Consider the following 15,961-nt stretch of genomic DNA (forward strand, 5'->3'; position numbering starts at 1 on the left):
TTATTTTATTGATTATTTTAAGACTTTATCATTCATCATAAGGAGTATTTTCATAACTTCGTATTTATGCTAAAAAAGCACACACACATAGAGGCACTATTAGCAGATGCTACCAAAGAAGCCTTGTACGAAAAACTCATTGAACAACTCAATAAAGACTTTACACTCGCAAATATTGAAGAAACTTTTCCTGCCACTATTTCTCCAAAATCATTACAACGAGAATTGCACGCAATTGTATACCAACTCATTCAAGAAAAGTTTGCGGAATATTTGAATCTACTCTACATTATGGATGTTTCGGAAGCAAAAATAAAAGCATTGGATGGTTCGGATATGGTAGTGCTTTCGGAACAAGTCGCCTTTTTAATGCTACAACGCGAATGGCAAAAAGTGTGGTTTAAAAATAAACTCTAACAAAAGGCACCAATGCATCTGCATAAATACTCTTTTCATCATCGTGTAAAACGTTATAACGCACGCCCACAGTAATCACGTCAGTAGTATAACCAATGCCAAAAAACACAGCAGGCTGCCAATAATTATCATCTTCAAAAATAGGATCATTAAAATTGCGACTTACGTGCATATATTCAAACTCGCTAGAAAGCTGAATTTCAGGCAATGGATTAAACAATCCTATAAAACTTCCACCAACAATCGTCGATTTAAAAAAATCATCGTCATTGAAATAGGTATAATTCAACGCAATACCCGCAGAAAACTGGTTGTTAAAATCATAAATAGCACTTGGTGCTACCGTGGCGCTAAAAATTCCGTTCCCAAAACTCAAACCCAATCCGCCACCATAACGGACATATTGCCAAAAATCACTTCCGTTTTGTTGTGAATCATTCGACGTATTTTGAGAAAATGCTGAAAAGGAACACAACAGCAGGAAAAACAGTAAAAAAGCACTTTTTGAGGAGTAAAAAACAGATTTTTTCATGTATAAAAAAAGCTTATGGATTATATGCATAAATATATATAAAAACTTGTGATGTGTTTTTATCAAAAGTTGTATTTTTGATAAAATTTTGTCGAAACAAGACAAGAAAGTAAAAACATGGATAGATTTTCCTTTTTAAATGCAGCACACACAGCATATTTTGCTGAATTATACGATCAATATTTACAAAATCCAGATAGTGTAGAACCAAGTTGGCGCGCGTTCTTTCAAGGATTCGATTTCGGATTAGAAAGCAGTGGCGAAGAAATTGCAGAAACAACACAGGTAATCACCAAAGAAGTGATTCCAGAAAATGTAAAAAAAGAATTTGATGTTGTTCGACTCATCAATGGATATCGCACGCGTGGACATTTATTCACACGAACAAATCCCGTCCGCGAACGTAGAAAATACGAACCTACCTTAGCCTTAGCAAACTTTGAACTCAGCGAAAGCGACTTGGACAAAACGTTTGAAGCTGGCGAAATTTTAGGTATTGGCAAAACAACACTTCGAAACATAGTAGCACATTTAGAGCGAATTTATTGTGAATCCATCGGTGTCGAATATATGTATATCCGAAAGCCAGCGCAAATCAAGTGGATTCAAGACAAGCTGAATGTCAATGATAATCACCCAAAATTTTCTGCCGATACCAAAAAACACATTCTCAAAAAACTAAATGAAGCAGTTTCGTTTGAAAACTTCTTGCACACAAAATATGTAGGGCAAAAACGGTTCTCGCTAGAAGGTGGAGAATCTCTAATTCCTGCGTTAGATGCAGTTGTAGAAGCAGCGGCAGATAATGGGGTAAAACAATTTGTCTTAGGAATGGCGCACAGAGGTCGCTTAAACGTATTGACAAATATCTTCGGAAAATCCGCTAAAAATATCTTTAGTGAATTTGATGGAAAAGACTATGAAGAGGCTATTTTTGATGGCGATGTAAAATATCACTTAGGATTAACGGCTGATAGAATTACAGATTCTGGAAAGAAAATCAACATGAACATTGCGCCAAATCCTTCGCACTTAGAAACGGTTGGTGCCGTGGTAGAAGGAATCGCAAGAGCAAAACAAGACAGAGATCACGCAGATAACTTCTCTGAAGTATTGCCAATTGTCATTCACGGTGATGCTGCGATTGCAGGACAAGGCTTGGTGTACGAAATCGTTCAAATGTCACAACTAGACGGTTACAAAACTGGCGGAACCATTCATATTGTCATCAACAATCAAGTTGGATTTACCACAAACTATCTCGATGCGCGTTCGTCTACCTATTGTACCGATGTTGGAAAAGTTACGCTTTCACCAGTATTACACGTCAATGCAGATGCTGCAGAAGCGGTAGTACACGCTGCGTTATTTGCGTTAGAATACCGAATGACGTTCCAACGCGATGTATTCATTGACTTATTAGGATATCGTAAATACGGACACAATGAAGGTGATGAACCGCGTTTTACACAACCAAAACTATACAAAGCAATTTCTAAACATAGCAATCCAAGAGATATCTACGCGGAAAAACTACGCAAACAAGGTGTCATTGATGAAAACTATGTAAAAGAATTAGAGAAAGCATACAAAGACAAACTTGAAGAAAAGCTTGAAGATTCTCGTAAAGAAGAAAAAACAGTCATTACGCCATTCATGCAAGACGCTTGGAACGACTTAGGGTTGGAAAGAGTGGATGAAAAAGAAATGGCAAAAGAGATTGATACGAGTTATTCGAAAGAAAAACTAGAAAAAATTGCCAAAACGGTTTCCAAATTACCCGAAGACAAAAAGTTTTTACGCAAAGTAAATCGTATTGTTTCCGATCGTCATAAAATGTTTTTTGAAAAAAATGCGATTGACTGGGGAATGGGTGAAACATTGGCGTATGGTTCTTTATTAGAAGAAGGATTTGACGTGCGAATCACAGGACAAGATGTAGAAAGAGGAACATTCTCGCACCGTCACGCCGTTGTAAAAGTGGAAGAATCAGAAGAAGAAATCAAGTTACTAGATCACATTTCAGAAGATCAAGGGAAATTCTATATCTATAATTCCTTACTTTCAGAATATGGTGTAGTAGGATTTGATTATGGATACGCCATGGCAAGTCCAAACACGCTCACCATTTGGGAAGCACAATTTGGAGACTTTAGCAACGGAGCGCAAATTATGATTGACCAATACATTTCTTCAGCAGAAGACAAATGGAAAACACAAAACGGATTGGTGATGTTGTTGCCGCACGGTTATGAAGGTCAAGGAGCAGAACATTCATCTGCGCGTATGGAGCGCTATTTACAATTATGTGCCAAAGACAATATGTTTGTGGCAGATTGTACAACGCCTGCAAACTTCTATCACTTACTGCGTCGTCAAATGAAGGCTGGTTTTAGAAAACCATTAATCGTATTTACACCAAAAAGTCTATTGCGTTTGCCAAAAGCAGTTTCTACAGTAGAAGAATTTACAAATGGAAGCTTCCAAACGTTGATTGATGATGTAAATGCAGATGCTAAAAAAGTGAAAACATTGGTATTCTGTACAGGAAAATTCTATTATGATCTATTAGAAGAACGTGCAACTCAAGGCAGAGAAGATGATGTTGCTTTAGTGCGATTGGAACAATTATTTCCATTGCCAAAAACAAAAATTAGAGAAATACTCGCAAAATATACCAACGCCGATGATGTAGTTTGGGCACAAGAAGAACCAAGAAACATGGGAGCGTACAGCCACTTACTCATGCACATGGACGAAATACGAAACTTTAGAGTTGCCTCTAGAAGATTCTATGGAGCACCAGCCGCAGGAAGTTCCGTACGATCCAAACGACGTCATGCAGAGGTAATTGCATACGTTTTTGACAAAACGAAAAACAATATGCGTTAAGGATAGTATTTCAATAACGCTCAATGCGCAAATACGAATAGCGGTCACCGAGCCTGCCGAAGTGACGCTACAAAAACAAAAAATAAAAACTAAAATATAGAACACGATGATTTTAGAAATGAAAGTTCCTTCGCCAGGAGAATCCATCACTACAGTAGAAATTGCAGAATGGTTAGTAGCAGATGGCGATTACGTAGAAAAAGACCAAGCAATTGCTGAGGTTGATTCTGACAAAGCAACTTTAGAGTTGCCAGCAGAAGCTAGTGGAACAATCACCTTAAAAGCCGAAGAAGGCGATGAAGTAGAAGTAGGACAAGTAGTTTGCCTGATTGATACAAGTGCCGAAGCACCAACTGGTGACGCGCCGAAAGAAGAAAAGAAAGTGGAAGCTCCAAAAGCAGAAGCGCCAAAACCAGCAGAAACGCCAAAAGCAACGGAACCAACAAAAACATACGCAACAGGAACTGCGTCTCCAGCAGCGAAAAAAGTATTGGCAGAAAAAGGCATGAGCGCCAACGAAGTAACAGGAACAGGAAAAGATGGTCGTGTAACCAAAGATGACGCTGTAAAAGCACAACCAAGTATGGGAACACCAACAGGTGGAACCCGCGGAAGTGAGCGTAAAAAATTATCAATGTTGCGCAGAAAAGTAGCGGAACGTTTAGTATCTGCTAAGAATGAAACAGCCATGTTAACTACGTTTAACGAAGTGAACATGAAGCCAATTTTTGAACTGCGTAAAGAATACAAAGAAACGTTCAAAGCAAAGCACGGTGTAGGTTTAGGATTTATGTCTTTCTTTACCTTAGCTATTGTAAGAGCGTTAAAACTATATCCAGCAGTAAACTCTATGATTGATGGAAAAGAAATGATCAGTTATGATTTCTGCGACATCAGTATTGCAGTTTCTGGACCAAAAGGGTTGATGGTTCCAGTGATTAGAAATGCAGAAAACTTATCGTTTAGAGGTGTAGAATCGGAAGTAAAACGATTGGCAATTCGTGCGCGTGATGGACAAATTACAGTGGACGAAATGACTGGTGGAACATTTACCATTTCAAATGGTGGCGTTTTCGGCAGTATGTTATCAACACCAATAATCAATCCGCCACAATCAGGAATTTTAGGAATGCACAACATTGTAGAAAGACCAATGGCAGTCAATGGACAAGTGGTTATTCTTCCAATTATGTATGTTGCGTTGTCGTATGATCACAGAATCATTGACGGAAAAGAATCTGTTGGATTCCTAGTAGCTGTAAAAGAAGCGCTAGAAAATCCTGTTGAATTATTGATGGACAACAATGTGAAAAAAGCATTAGAATTGTAAAAAAATATTCAAATATAAGTACAGAGCGCGATTGTAATGATTGCGCTTTTTTTTGTTTTTATTTGAAGTCAAAGCTTACCACAAATTTTATAATTTGCCAAGCTCAATGTCCAATTCTCGCAATAACGAATCAAAATAACCTATAAATAAATCAACAATCTAAAATCGTACATCTGAAATCGTCAATCGCACATCTCAAACGTCACTTTGAGTGAATTTGTGCAACAAATTAGTATCGAGAAGTGTTTGAAAATCGTAATAAATTAACTTTTTTATAAGAGTTTAATTGTTGCTTTAATGCTTTATTTTCAGTAATTTAGATAGATTAAATAGTTTTCTTTTTCTCGTGAAAAAACAGGCTATTTTTAGATTATACCAAAAACCCATCGCTATGAAAAAAACAGCTACCATTCTCATATCATTTCTCTTTGCATGTACCGCATTTGCGCAATATGAAATTACGATTGATGCCTATATTTTGGATAGAGACACTAATGAACCAATTCCGCATGTAAATGTAGAATTTCCAGATAAAGATATAAAAGCTGTGACCGATGTCTCGGGAAAATTCACGCTTACCTTTGATGAAGGTTGGATTCGTGGGCAAGATTCGTTTCAACTTTCTGCCAATAACTACAAAACGGTAACAACGGTCATGTCAAAACTTGATCGGTATTTGTCTGTTTCAGATAAGATATATTTAAAAATGGACGAAGCATCACAAAATAAAAATACCATTACAGGAGTCGTTGCTGCCGAAAAAGATTTGACCATTCAAAATGCTTCAGTTCAAATTAAAAATACCTTCATTACAGCACATACAAATTTTGATGGTGAATTTGATATCGCTGCGAAAGTTGGTGATACCTTAGTAATTGATTATTTAGGAATGAATTCGAAGGAAGTTGTTGTACGTGACAGAAATCCGATAGATATCACGCTAAAATCCGATAGAGAATTACTCAAAGAAGTTGCCTTAAAAGGTAAGAAAAAACAAAAGAAAAAAGAATATGTCGACACCGGATTTGGAGCAGTAAACCTAGATACGTTTAGTCCAAGTACTGTAATAAATTCAGAGGATATTGGACCTCAACACATTTATACATCGGATGTGTTGCGTGGAAGTGTGGCAGGTTTGTTTGTATACAATGGCGGTGTCAATACAAGACCGCGATATGGAATTTCTCCACAGCAAATGCTTCGAAATACCAATCCAACGCCGATAGAATCAGCTTCGCAAACTTTAATGCTCATTAGAGGACAACAAGTACAAGTGTTTTATGATGGATTTCCGTTTCGCGGAAGTGTAGATGATATTGAATTGCGAACTATTGATAATATTGTCATCTTAAAATCTATAAATTCTACCATTTTATACGGTGGATTACCAACGATTTTAATTACCTCTAAAAATAGATTCTTAAAAAAAGATGCGAATGGAAATGTGGTCAATTCAGCACTTCTAACAAATAACAATTACAAAGAAGCTGTTCCGCTTATTATGAACAAGGAAGAAAAACCATTGTACATTTTGGAACTCGAAACGGCAAAAAGTTACCAACAGGCAATGACGATTTTTGGGCAACAACAACAAAACTCATTGCGTCAAACCATTCCGTATTATTTAGATACAGCCGAATATTTTAAAAGATGGGGAAAAGATAAATCTTTAGCAATTTTAAAAAATATAGAAGTATTGGCAGAAGAAAATCCAAGAGCGTTGAAAAGTTTGGCGTATAAACTAGAAGAATTGGACGAATTTGTCTTAGCGAAAAGTGTTTATCAGCGAATTGCAGCGTTGTTACCAAACGCTTCGCAATCATACAGAGATTTGGCGTTGGCGTACAAACGTGCAGGAAACTATCAAGAATCATTGGATTTATATGTGAAAATGTTGACAGATTCGTTTGAAACGATAGATTTCTCAGGCATTGAAAAACCATTATTAAGTGAAATGCAACAATTGCTTCGCAGACACCGAGTGGAGCTTGATTACAAAGACATTCCGTCAAACTTACTCAAAGCAACGTTTAAATATGATGTGCGATTAGTAGTAGAATGGAATCGACCTAATGCGGAATTTGAATTGCAATTTGTAAATCCTTCCAAGAAGTTTTACACATGGGAACATTCGATTCTTGCGAACAAAGATCGTTTGTTGGACGAAGCGAAAAACGGATATCACATGGAAGAACATATCATTGATGAAGCAGACATCACAGGCGATTGGATTGTAAATATTAAAAGCTTGGAAGAAGAAGAAAACATCAATCCAACCTATTTAAAATACACGCTATACACAAACTACGGCGCGCCAAATCAAGAACGCACGATTAAAGTGGTGAAACTGTACAAGCATCAGCAAAAAGTAACCTTAGATAAAATTAAATACCAGCCACAAGCGTCGTCAACAACGCAACGATAAGTAGCATGTATTGAAACAATTTTTAGATCAATGCGTATACATTTACACAAAACGCTGCAATCAATAAAATTACTTGTATGGCAAAAAGTATGGTAAATCGTTTATTATGATGAGCTAGGGAATTCATAATAAATAAGTTTGATTAATAATACTGTAAAATTCCCAAAAATAAGCACGCCAAACAATACGTAAAATTACCTGTTTTTTTACTTCAACTCATACTTGAGTCGAATTACTTCCGTCGTAGGATGGAATCTCCAAGGAATTGTTTTTTCCTTTTAGAATCAATACTAAAAGCGAGAATAAAACATTCAAGACAGTTATTGAAGTTATGCCAATTCTACTATAAGATGCAAAACATTCGCAGCGTTCTATAATGCCAAAGCAACTTCGCTTTTTAAGTTGCATCTTATCGTAAAATTGGTATTATTTTAGTTTTGTCTAACAGAATCACTTCAAATACAAACAATTCTTGTTGTAATCAATCACAGCTTTTCCAGTGCGTAAAATATCGGCACCAATAATTCCGTTTACAGGTTTCGCTTCATGCTGTGTCAAGGCTGTATTTACATGGTCTAAGTTGAACAAAACTAGGGCAACTTTTTTATTTTTCCACTTTCCAATATGAACCGTATTCTTTTTAGAAATTTGCGTTTCCATATTCACTGCACCTGCACCTGCAGCTTTAATCTTAGAATCTTTGGCTTTTAGTTTGAAAATTTTCACGGCTTCAAAACCTACACAAGACGTGGAAGCGCCGGTATCTAAAATAAAACTTCCTTCTACACCATTAATTTTCGCTTTTACTTCGTAATGATTCGTATTAATTCTATTCAGCTTAATGCGCTTATATCCTTTATCCAGTAAAAACTTTCGTAAACTTTTCTTCATCCGTAAAAATGTATAATTGTATTTAGTGAACTCGTTTAAAATGTCTAATTTTCGCTTACATCTTAAAAGAGTAAACAAGTTCAATACAAAAATACAAATCAAAACGCGAGTCTTTGATAAATAAAGCTAAAAAAAGAAAACCTTTTTAAAATGATAGTCCGTAAAATTCTTTTTGAAAATACTATTTTTGCGGCATGATAATTACTGATACACACACACATTTATATAGTGAAGCCTTTGATGAAGATAGAGACGAAATGATGCAACGTGCTTTGCAAAATGGCGTACAACGCTTTTTTGTGCCTGCTATTGATTCAGCATATACAGAACGCATGTTTCAGTTGGAAAAAGACTATCCAAACGAAGTATTTTTAATGTCAGGATTGCATCCAACGCATGTAAAAGAAAATTACAAAGAAGAATTGGCGCATGTAGAAGCCTTATTAGAAAAACGAAAATTTTGTGCAGTAGGTGAAATAGGAATTGATTTATACTGGGATAAAACGTTCTTAGTAGCACAGCAAGAAGCGTTTCAATATCAAATTCAACTGGCAAAAAAATACAAGTTGCCAATTGTAATTCACTGTCGTGATGCGTTTGATGAAGTATTTGAAGTCTTGGAAAAAGAAAAAGACGATGCTTTATTTGGGATCTTTCATTGCTTTACTGGAACGAAAGCACAAGCAGAAGAAGCAATTGGATACCAGATGAAATTGGGAATTGGCGGCGTGGTGACGTTTAAAAACGGGAAAATTGATAAATTTTTGAACGAAATTCCCCTAGAACACATTGTTTTAGAAACCGATGCGCCGTATTTAGCACCAACACCGTTTAGAGGAAAGCGAAACGAAAGCAGTTATGTGATGAACGTCCTTGAAAAAGTGGCTTCTATCTATGAAAAATCTATAGAAGAAATCGCCGAAATCACCACTAAAAATTCAAAAGCTATCTTTGGAGTTTGAAAATTAATTGGAACTTATAAATATCAAATTAACGAATCAACAAAAACCCAAAAGCGAAGCGACCTAACACCTAATACCCAACACCAACCAAATGAAACAACCAAAAATTTTACTCATATACACAGGTGGAACCATTGGAATGATCAAGGATTTTGAAACTGGCGCACTCAGGGCGTTTAACTTTAAAAAACTGTGGGAGCGAATTCCTGAGCTTTCGCATTTGGATTGCGATATAGAAACGATTGCTTTTAAAGATCCGATAGATTCCTCAGACATGAATCCAACCTATTGGGTAAAAATGGCTACCATTATTGAAAGTAACTATGCTGATTTTGATGGTTTTGTGGTGCTCCATGGAAGCGATACTATGAGTTATTCAAGTTCAGCGTTGAGCTTTATGTTAGAAAACTTAGCCAAACCAGTTATTTTCACAGGTTCACAATTGCCTATTGGAGATTTGCGTACCGATGCAAAAGAAAACTTGATCACCTCTATTCAATTGGCTTCTTTGCAGGATGAATATGGCAATCCACAAATTACAGAAGTGGGTTTATACTTTGAATATAAATTATACAGAGCCAATCGCACGACCAAAATAAATGCAGAGCATTTTGAAGCATTTGCTTCGCTCAATTATCCACCTTTGGCTGAATCAGGTGTGCATTTAAAAATTTTCAAAGAAAATTTACGCCGTTCTGAGCCAAAAAAACCATTTAAAGTTCATAAAAAAATAGACAATAGCATTGCGTTAATAAAATTATTTCCAGGAATAACAAGGGCAAGTTTAGAGGGTTTTTTAGCATCAACAACGATAAAAGCGATCATTTTAGAGACGTATGGAGCCGGAAATGCGCCTACAGAAGCATGGTTTTTAGCTTTTCTGCAAAAAATAAAGGAAAAAGGTATAATTATTGTGAATGTTACGCAGTGTTCCGGTGGCAAAGTCATCATGGGACAATACGAAACAAGTGTAGCCTTAAAAAACCTAGCAATAGTCAGTGGTAAAGACATCACAACGGAAGCTGCAGTGACGAAACTCATGTATCTTCTTGGGAAGAAAATGGACGTAACAACCTTTAAAACGGTGTTCGAAACACAAATAAGAGGTGAAATGTCCTAAAAATAACTAGATATATTTCAAAAACTAAAATATTTTTTGTTATTTGCTCGACGATTTAGAGAGGTGGCCGAGTGGTCGAAGGCGCACGCCTGGAAAGTGTGTATGCGGCATAACCGTATCGAGGGTTCGAATCCCTTCCTCTCTGCATAAAAATATCGCACATTATTATAAATTTTTATATCTTTAACCCGATTAACTAACAAAATTTAAGTTCAAGAGAAATGAAAAAAGGATTTTCTATTATGGCTGTAGCCATGTTAACGATTTTAAATGTAGGTGTAGCAACTGCACAAGATGCAGCTGAAGCAACAGCTAATGCTGATCAAGGTATTCACCAAATATTAAAAGATTATTTTATCAAAGGTGGACCTGGGTTCATGGGAATTGTACTATTATGTCTTATCCTAGGATTAGCAATATGTATTGAAAGAATCATCTACTTAAATATGGCATCAACAAATAACAAGAAGTTATTAGCAAATGTTGAAAATGCTTTAGCAAGTGGTGGTGTAGAAGCTGCAAAAGAAGTAGCAAGAAACACGAAAGGACCAGTTGCGTCTATTTTCTACCAAGGATTAGACCGTATGGATGAAGGTGTTGATAACGCTGAAAAAGCAGTAGTTGCTTACGGTGGAGTTCAAATGGGACAATTAGAAAGAAACGTATCTTGGATTTCCTTATTCATCGCCATTGCACCAATGCTTGGTTTCATGGGAACGGTAATTGGTATGATTCAAGCCTTCGATAAAATTGCAGCTGTAGGTTCTTTAGATGCTTCGTTAATTGCGAGTTCTATTCAGGTAGCCTTATTAACTACAGTATTTGGTTTGATTGTAGGTATTATTCTTCAAATTTTCTATAACTATATTATTGCAAAGATTGATAGTATTGTAAACGACATGGAAGATTCATCTATTTCTTTAATAGATTTATTGGTTCGTTACAAGAAATAATACTATCAACTTTATACAATACAATATAATATGAAAACATTAAAAATAATATTAACAGTCGTAATTGCCGTAATAGCACTTATAGGAGCAATTCTATATATTATGATACTTGCGGACAAGTCTACTGGAAATGGAATGATTATTGCAGGTGAAGTATTGGTTATTGTAACTGCTGCAATTGCATTATTCTTTGGACTGAAAAACTTGGCTACAAATCCACAGGCTTTAAAGAAGTCATTGATTTCACTAGCAGTTTTTGCAATTATCGCTATATTATCTTATGTATCAGCGGGTGAAACACCAACGCAAGTAGGAGATATTCAAGTTGATGCAAGCGATTCTAAATTAGTAGGAACAGGAATTTACATGTTCTATTTCTTAGCGTCAATAGCAATCCTATCAATGATTGGATTTGGAATCAAAAAAGCACTTAATAAATAAATTATGGGAAGAAGAAACATACCAGAAGTAAATGCAGGATCGATGGCAGACATCGCATTCTTACTTCTTATCTTTTTCTTAGTAACAACGACATTCGAGGAGGACAAAGGGATTAACAGAAAGTTACCACCAATGCCGCCTCCTGGAGTAACGCCACCAATCATCAAACAAAAGAACTTATTTACCGTATTGGTAAATAAAAACAATGATCTTTTGGTTGAAGAAGAAGTTATGGAGATGAAAGATTTGCGTAAAGCCGCAATCGATTTTCTCGATAACGGTGGAGGAACTAACGAAAAAGGAGAGAGTTGTACCTATTGTAAAGGTAAAAAAGATCCAGAATCTTCAGATCATCCAAACAAAGCGATCATCTCTGTTAGAAATGATAGGGAAACAAATTATAAGACGTTTATGTCTGTACAAAATGAGCTTGTGGGTGCATATAATGAATTGCGTAATCGTGAATCACAACGATTGTACAAAAGAGATTATACGGAAATGTTAGCTACGGCAGCAGATCCACAAATACCAGAAGCTGTAAAAGAAGATTTGAAGAAAAAGATGGATGTAATTAAAGAATTATTTCCACTAAAGATATCTGAAGCAGAAACAAATACTAATTAAAAACGTAGTTACTATGTCTAAATTTAAAAAGAAAAAAAGTGGTGAATTGCCACCAGTTTCTACAGCAGCGTTACCAGATATTGTATTCATGTTATTATTTTTCTTTATGACGGTAACCACGTTTAAGAAAGACGATTACAAGGTAGCACAAAAGTTTCCGTATGCGGATCAGGTGCAAAAGTTAGACAAAAATGATCCTATCATTTATATCTATGCTGGAAAACCAAGTGAACGCTATCAGAAAGACGTGGGAACACAAGCAAAAATTCAGTTAAATGATAAGTTTGCGAATGTTTCTGAAATCAAAGATTACTGGTTTAATACGTTGAACAATGAAGTTGGTCAAGAATATAGACTTGTTGCCACTACTGCTTTAAAAGTAGATGGAGAAACCAATATGGGTCTTGTCGCTGATATTAAGCAACAACTTCGTGAGATTAACGCATTGAAAATTAACTATACCACCAGAACAGGTGAGGCTAGTGATAATGAAAAATAGAAAATCTTAAATTTTATATAGAAAAGCACTCTTCAACAAGAGTGCTTTTTTTGTATTATATTGCTATCTGTTAGCTGAACATACCTTTTCAATACACATCAAATGAAATATATTATTATCGGTATTTTTATGATTTTTGGATGGCAATTTGGACTTGCGCAAGAAGAAATTGTGCAAGACACCATTTCTGATGAAAAGTACCGAGAAGATCAATTTTACATCGGATTCACCTATAATATTCTTCAAAATCGTCCTAGTGGAATTTCTCAAAATAATTTATCTAATGGAATACATTTAGGAGTTATTCGCGATTTTCCAATCAATAAAAAGCGAAATAAAGCCATTGGAATTGGTTTAGGCTATTCGTATAATTCCTATTTCCACAATTTGAAAGCTATAGAAACCGACTCAGGAGTTTTATATGAAGCTATTGAAAGCGATGAAAGTTTTCGGCGAAATAAATACCGAACCCATGAACTAGAATTGCCTATTGAGTTTCGTTGGCGAACTTCCACAGCAACAAGTTATAAATTTTGGCGTATCTATGGCGGATTCAAAGTGAGTTATATCTTTTCAGGAATTTCCAAATTTGTGGGCGATAGCGGAACGATTAAATTTCAAAATGACGATATCAATCGTTTGCAGTATGGACTTACGCTAAGTGCAGGATATAATACTTGGAATTTTCATGTGTATTACGGATTGAACACACTTTTTAAAGAAGATACGTTTACCACCAATGGAGAACAGTTTGATATGAATACCATCAAAGTCGGGTTGATGTTTTATATTTTATAACCAATCATACATCACCAATAATTGTGGAATAGCACCTATAAAAAAACCAATAATGAGTTCGGTAAACGTATGTGCTTTTAGATATAATCTTGAGCTTCCCACAATACCAATCATCAAAATAAGAATGCTCAATGCAAAAGTGATATTAAGTTGATAGCTGATACTTAATACAACAAAGAAGAAGACTAAGCCTGCAATTCCCATCATGTGCATGCTTGCTTTGACGCGAAAGAGCACAAAAAATAAACAAATCACTGCAGAAATTAGCGTCGCAAAAAAGAAATTATACAACTCTGCAAAAATAGTTTCTGAAATGACTTTCGTTACGATCAGAAATAGTAATAATATATACAAATACAGCGGAATTCTACGTTGCCGTACATCTTTCACAAAAACCGTATCAATCAACTGCAAGCGTCTTAGTAAGATAAACGTTAACACAGGAATGAAAATTGTAAAAATAGCAATGGTAATGGTCACATCTACTTTAAAATTAAAATCGTACATGCGTGGCGTTACTATAAAATAGCCGACTGTTGCCATCACAGGGATAAAAATAGGATGAAATATGTATGATATTACATTGAGAAACGTGCGCATTTAGATCTTCTTTCGTAAGCGAGCCACTGGAATATCTAGTTGTTCTCTGTATTTTGCTACGGTTCTTCGGGCAATTGGATAGCCTTTTTCTTTTAAAATTGTCGCTAACTTTTCGTCGGTCAATGGTTTTTTCTTGCTTTCGTTTTCAATAACAGTTTCTAGAATCTTTTTAATTTCTCGTGTAGACACATCTTCTCCTTGCTCATTTTTCATGGATTCTGAGAAAAACTCTTTGATCAATTTTGTTCCATACGGAGTATCTACATATTTGCTATTTGCCACACGCGAAACCGTTGAAACGTCCATATTGATCATATCAGCAATATCTTTTAAGATCATTGGCTTTAATTTGCGCTCGTCGCCTGTAAGGAAATATTCTTCTTGATAATGTAAAATGGCGTTCATGGTGACTAAAAGTGTCTGCTGACGTTGTTTAATAGCGTCTATGAACCATTTGGCAGCATCTAGCTTTTGTTTGATGAACATCACGGCATCTTTTTGCGATTTCGTTTTTTGACGCGTGTCTTTATAGCCTTTTAGCATGTTATTGTATTCCTTAGACACGTGCAATTCTGGTGCGTTTCGTCCGTTAAGCGTTAATTCTAACACACCTTCTACGATGCGAATGGCAAAATCGGGCACAATATGCTCTATAATTTTTGTATTTCCCGCATAGGAACCACCAGGTTTCGGATTCAACTTTTCAATCTCCAAAATCGCATCTCGCAATTCTACTTCGGTAATATCAAATTTTTGTAAAAGCTTTTTATAATGTTTCTTGGTGAAATGCTCAAACGCCTTTTCTAAAATCGCAATTGCCATTTCAATAGAAGTGGTCGGTTCTTTTCTGCGCAACTGAATGAGTAAACATTCTTGTAAATTTCGCGCACCAACGCCCGCAGGATCTAGCTCGTGAACGATGTGTAAGATTTTTGCTAAATGTTCATCGGTGGTAAAAATATTCTGTGTAAACGCCAAATCGTCCACAATATCTTCCAACGGTCTTCGGATATAACCACTTTCGTCCACGCTTCCAATTAAAAACTCTGCAACTTCACGATCTTCTTCGGAAAGTCGGAACGTATTCAACTGATTTTTTAAATGCTGATTGAAAGACGTACCCGAAGCATACGGAACGCTTTTTTCATCATCATCGGCACTGTAATTATTGGCTTGTAAGCGATAACTCGGAATTTCATCATCACTCAAATATTCGTCAATATTGATGTCTTCTGCGGCAATCGTTTCATTTCCATAATCGTCTTCATAATCATTTGACAAATCGGCATCAAACTCATCAGTTTGTTCTTTTCCACTGTCCAAGGCAGGATTTTCTTCCAGTTCTTGTTTTAGGCGTTGTTCAAAGGCTTGTGTAGGCAATTGAATCAACTTCATCAACTGAATTTGTTGTGGTGATAGTTTTTGAGATAGTTTAAAGTTAAGTTGTTGTCTTAGCATAGTTTTTTGTGAAAAACAC

Annotated in this window: 15 protein-coding genes and 1 tRNA gene; 12 read left to right on the plus strand and 4 right to left on the minus strand. The window is 35.9% G+C overall.

Translation table 11 applies throughout. The annotated features are described in order from the left end of the window. Window positions 1–66 precede the first annotated feature (66 nt). Window positions 67–417: a hypothetical protein gene (locus KORDIASMS9_RS07815; RefSeq protein WP_114902309.1), complete on the plus strand. Its 351-nt coding sequence runs from the start codon at window positions 67–69 to the stop codon at window positions 415–417. On the opposite strand, the gene KORDIASMS9_RS07820 is transcribed toward KORDIASMS9_RS07815, so the two are convergent. Continuing rightward, window positions 401–949, minus strand: coding sequence for an alpha-ketoglutarate decarboxylase (locus KORDIASMS9_RS07820; RefSeq protein WP_240321156.1), 549 nt, complete (start codon window positions 947–949; stop codon window positions 401–403). The two genes, KORDIASMS9_RS07815 and KORDIASMS9_RS07820, sit on opposite strands and share 17 nt — an antisense overlap. Window positions 950–1,066: 117 nt before the next feature. Between KORDIASMS9_RS07820 and KORDIASMS9_RS07825 the strand changes: the two genes are divergently transcribed. The 3 genes from KORDIASMS9_RS07825 to KORDIASMS9_RS07835 all read left to right on the plus strand — a co-directional run bounded on the left by KORDIASMS9_RS07825 (window position 1,067) and on the right by KORDIASMS9_RS07835 (window position 7,596). After that, complete coding sequence (locus tag KORDIASMS9_RS07825) at window positions 1,067–3,841, plus strand: 2-oxoglutarate dehydrogenase E1 component (protein WP_114902310.1); 2,775 nt, start codon at window positions 1,067–1,069, stop codon at window positions 3,839–3,841. Between the two features lie 106 nt (window positions 3,842–3,947). Then, window positions 3,948–5,171: a 2-oxoglutarate dehydrogenase complex dihydrolipoyllysine-residue succinyltransferase gene (gene odhB, locus KORDIASMS9_RS07830; RefSeq protein ID WP_114902311.1), complete on the plus strand. Its 1,224-nt coding sequence runs from the start codon at window positions 3,948–3,950 to the stop codon at window positions 5,169–5,171. A 391-nt stretch (window positions 5,172–5,562) separates the two neighbouring features. After that, complete coding sequence (locus KORDIASMS9_RS07835) at window positions 5,563–7,596, plus strand: carboxypeptidase-like regulatory domain-containing protein (protein ID WP_114902312.1); 2,034 nt, start codon at window positions 5,563–5,565, stop codon at window positions 7,594–7,596. A gap of 450 nt (window positions 7,597–8,046) precedes the next feature. Here KORDIASMS9_RS07835 and KORDIASMS9_RS07840 read toward each other — a convergent pair whose 3' ends face one another. Continuing rightward, window positions 8,047–8,487 carry a retropepsin-like aspartic protease gene (locus tag KORDIASMS9_RS07840; protein WP_114902313.1) on the minus strand — a complete coding sequence of 147 codons (441 nt, stop codon included), beginning with the start codon at window positions 8,485–8,487 and terminating at the stop codon, window positions 8,047–8,049. A gap of 194 nt (window positions 8,488–8,681) precedes the next feature. Here KORDIASMS9_RS07840 and KORDIASMS9_RS07845 point away from each other — a divergent pair, with 194 nt between their 5' ends. From KORDIASMS9_RS07845 to KORDIASMS9_RS07880, 8 genes are all read left to right on the plus strand, one after another. Continuing rightward, window positions 8,682–9,449 (plus strand): TatD family hydrolase, encoded by a 768-nt coding sequence (locus tag KORDIASMS9_RS07845; RefSeq protein ID WP_114902314.1) that lies wholly within the window; start codon window positions 8,682–8,684, stop codon window positions 9,447–9,449. Window positions 9,450–9,540: 91 nt separating this feature from the next. Continuing rightward, entirely contained in the window at window positions 9,541–10,569 is a 1,029-nt protein-coding gene (locus KORDIASMS9_RS07850; RefSeq protein WP_114902315.1) for an asparaginase, read from the plus strand. 57 nt (window positions 10,570–10,626) lie between these two features. Beyond that, window positions 10,627–10,714 (plus strand) — tRNA-Ser (locus tag KORDIASMS9_RS07855). A 76-nt stretch (window positions 10,715–10,790) separates the two neighbouring features. Then, window positions 10,791–11,522 carry a MotA/TolQ/ExbB proton channel family protein gene (locus KORDIASMS9_RS07860; RefSeq protein ID WP_114902316.1) on the plus strand — a complete coding sequence of 244 codons (732 nt, stop codon included), beginning with the start codon at window positions 10,791–10,793 and terminating at the stop codon, window positions 11,520–11,522. 30 nt (window positions 11,523–11,552) lie between these two features. After that, window positions 11,553–11,963: a hypothetical protein gene (locus tag KORDIASMS9_RS07865; RefSeq protein ID WP_114902317.1), complete on the plus strand. Its 411-nt coding sequence runs from the start codon at window positions 11,553–11,555 to the stop codon at window positions 11,961–11,963. A gap of 3 nt (window positions 11,964–11,966) precedes the next feature. After that, window positions 11,967–12,587, plus strand: a complete 621-nt coding sequence (locus tag KORDIASMS9_RS07870) for a biopolymer transporter ExbD (RefSeq protein WP_114902318.1) — start codon at window positions 11,967–11,969, stop codon at window positions 12,585–12,587. A gap of 13 nt (window positions 12,588–12,600) precedes the next feature. Next, window positions 12,601–13,086, plus strand: a complete 486-nt coding sequence (locus KORDIASMS9_RS07875; RefSeq protein ID WP_114902319.1) for a biopolymer transporter ExbD — start codon at window positions 12,601–12,603, stop codon at window positions 13,084–13,086. A gap of 102 nt (window positions 13,087–13,188) precedes the next feature. Further along, on the plus strand, window positions 13,189–13,884 hold the full coding sequence (locus KORDIASMS9_RS07880; protein ID WP_114902320.1) for a porin family protein: 696 nt from the start codon (window positions 13,189–13,191) through the stop codon (window positions 13,882–13,884). Here KORDIASMS9_RS07880 and KORDIASMS9_RS07885 read toward each other — a convergent pair. Both KORDIASMS9_RS07885 and rpoN read right to left on the minus strand, forming a co-directional pair. Beyond that, window positions 13,879–14,484 carry a hypothetical protein gene (locus KORDIASMS9_RS07885; RefSeq protein WP_162819816.1) on the minus strand — a complete coding sequence of 202 codons (606 nt, stop codon included), beginning with the start codon at window positions 14,482–14,484 and terminating at the stop codon, window positions 13,879–13,881. The genes KORDIASMS9_RS07880 and KORDIASMS9_RS07885 overlap by 6 nt on opposite strands. After that, entirely contained in the window at window positions 14,485–15,942 is a 1,458-nt protein-coding gene (gene rpoN, locus KORDIASMS9_RS07890; protein WP_114902322.1) for an RNA polymerase factor sigma-54, read from the minus strand. Between the last annotated feature and the right edge of the window lie 19 nt (window positions 15,943–15,961).

The sequence above is a fragment of the Kordia sp. SMS9 genome (assembly GCF_003352465.1).
Lineage (GTDB): Bacteria > Bacteroidota > Bacteroidia > Flavobacteriales > Flavobacteriaceae > Kordia.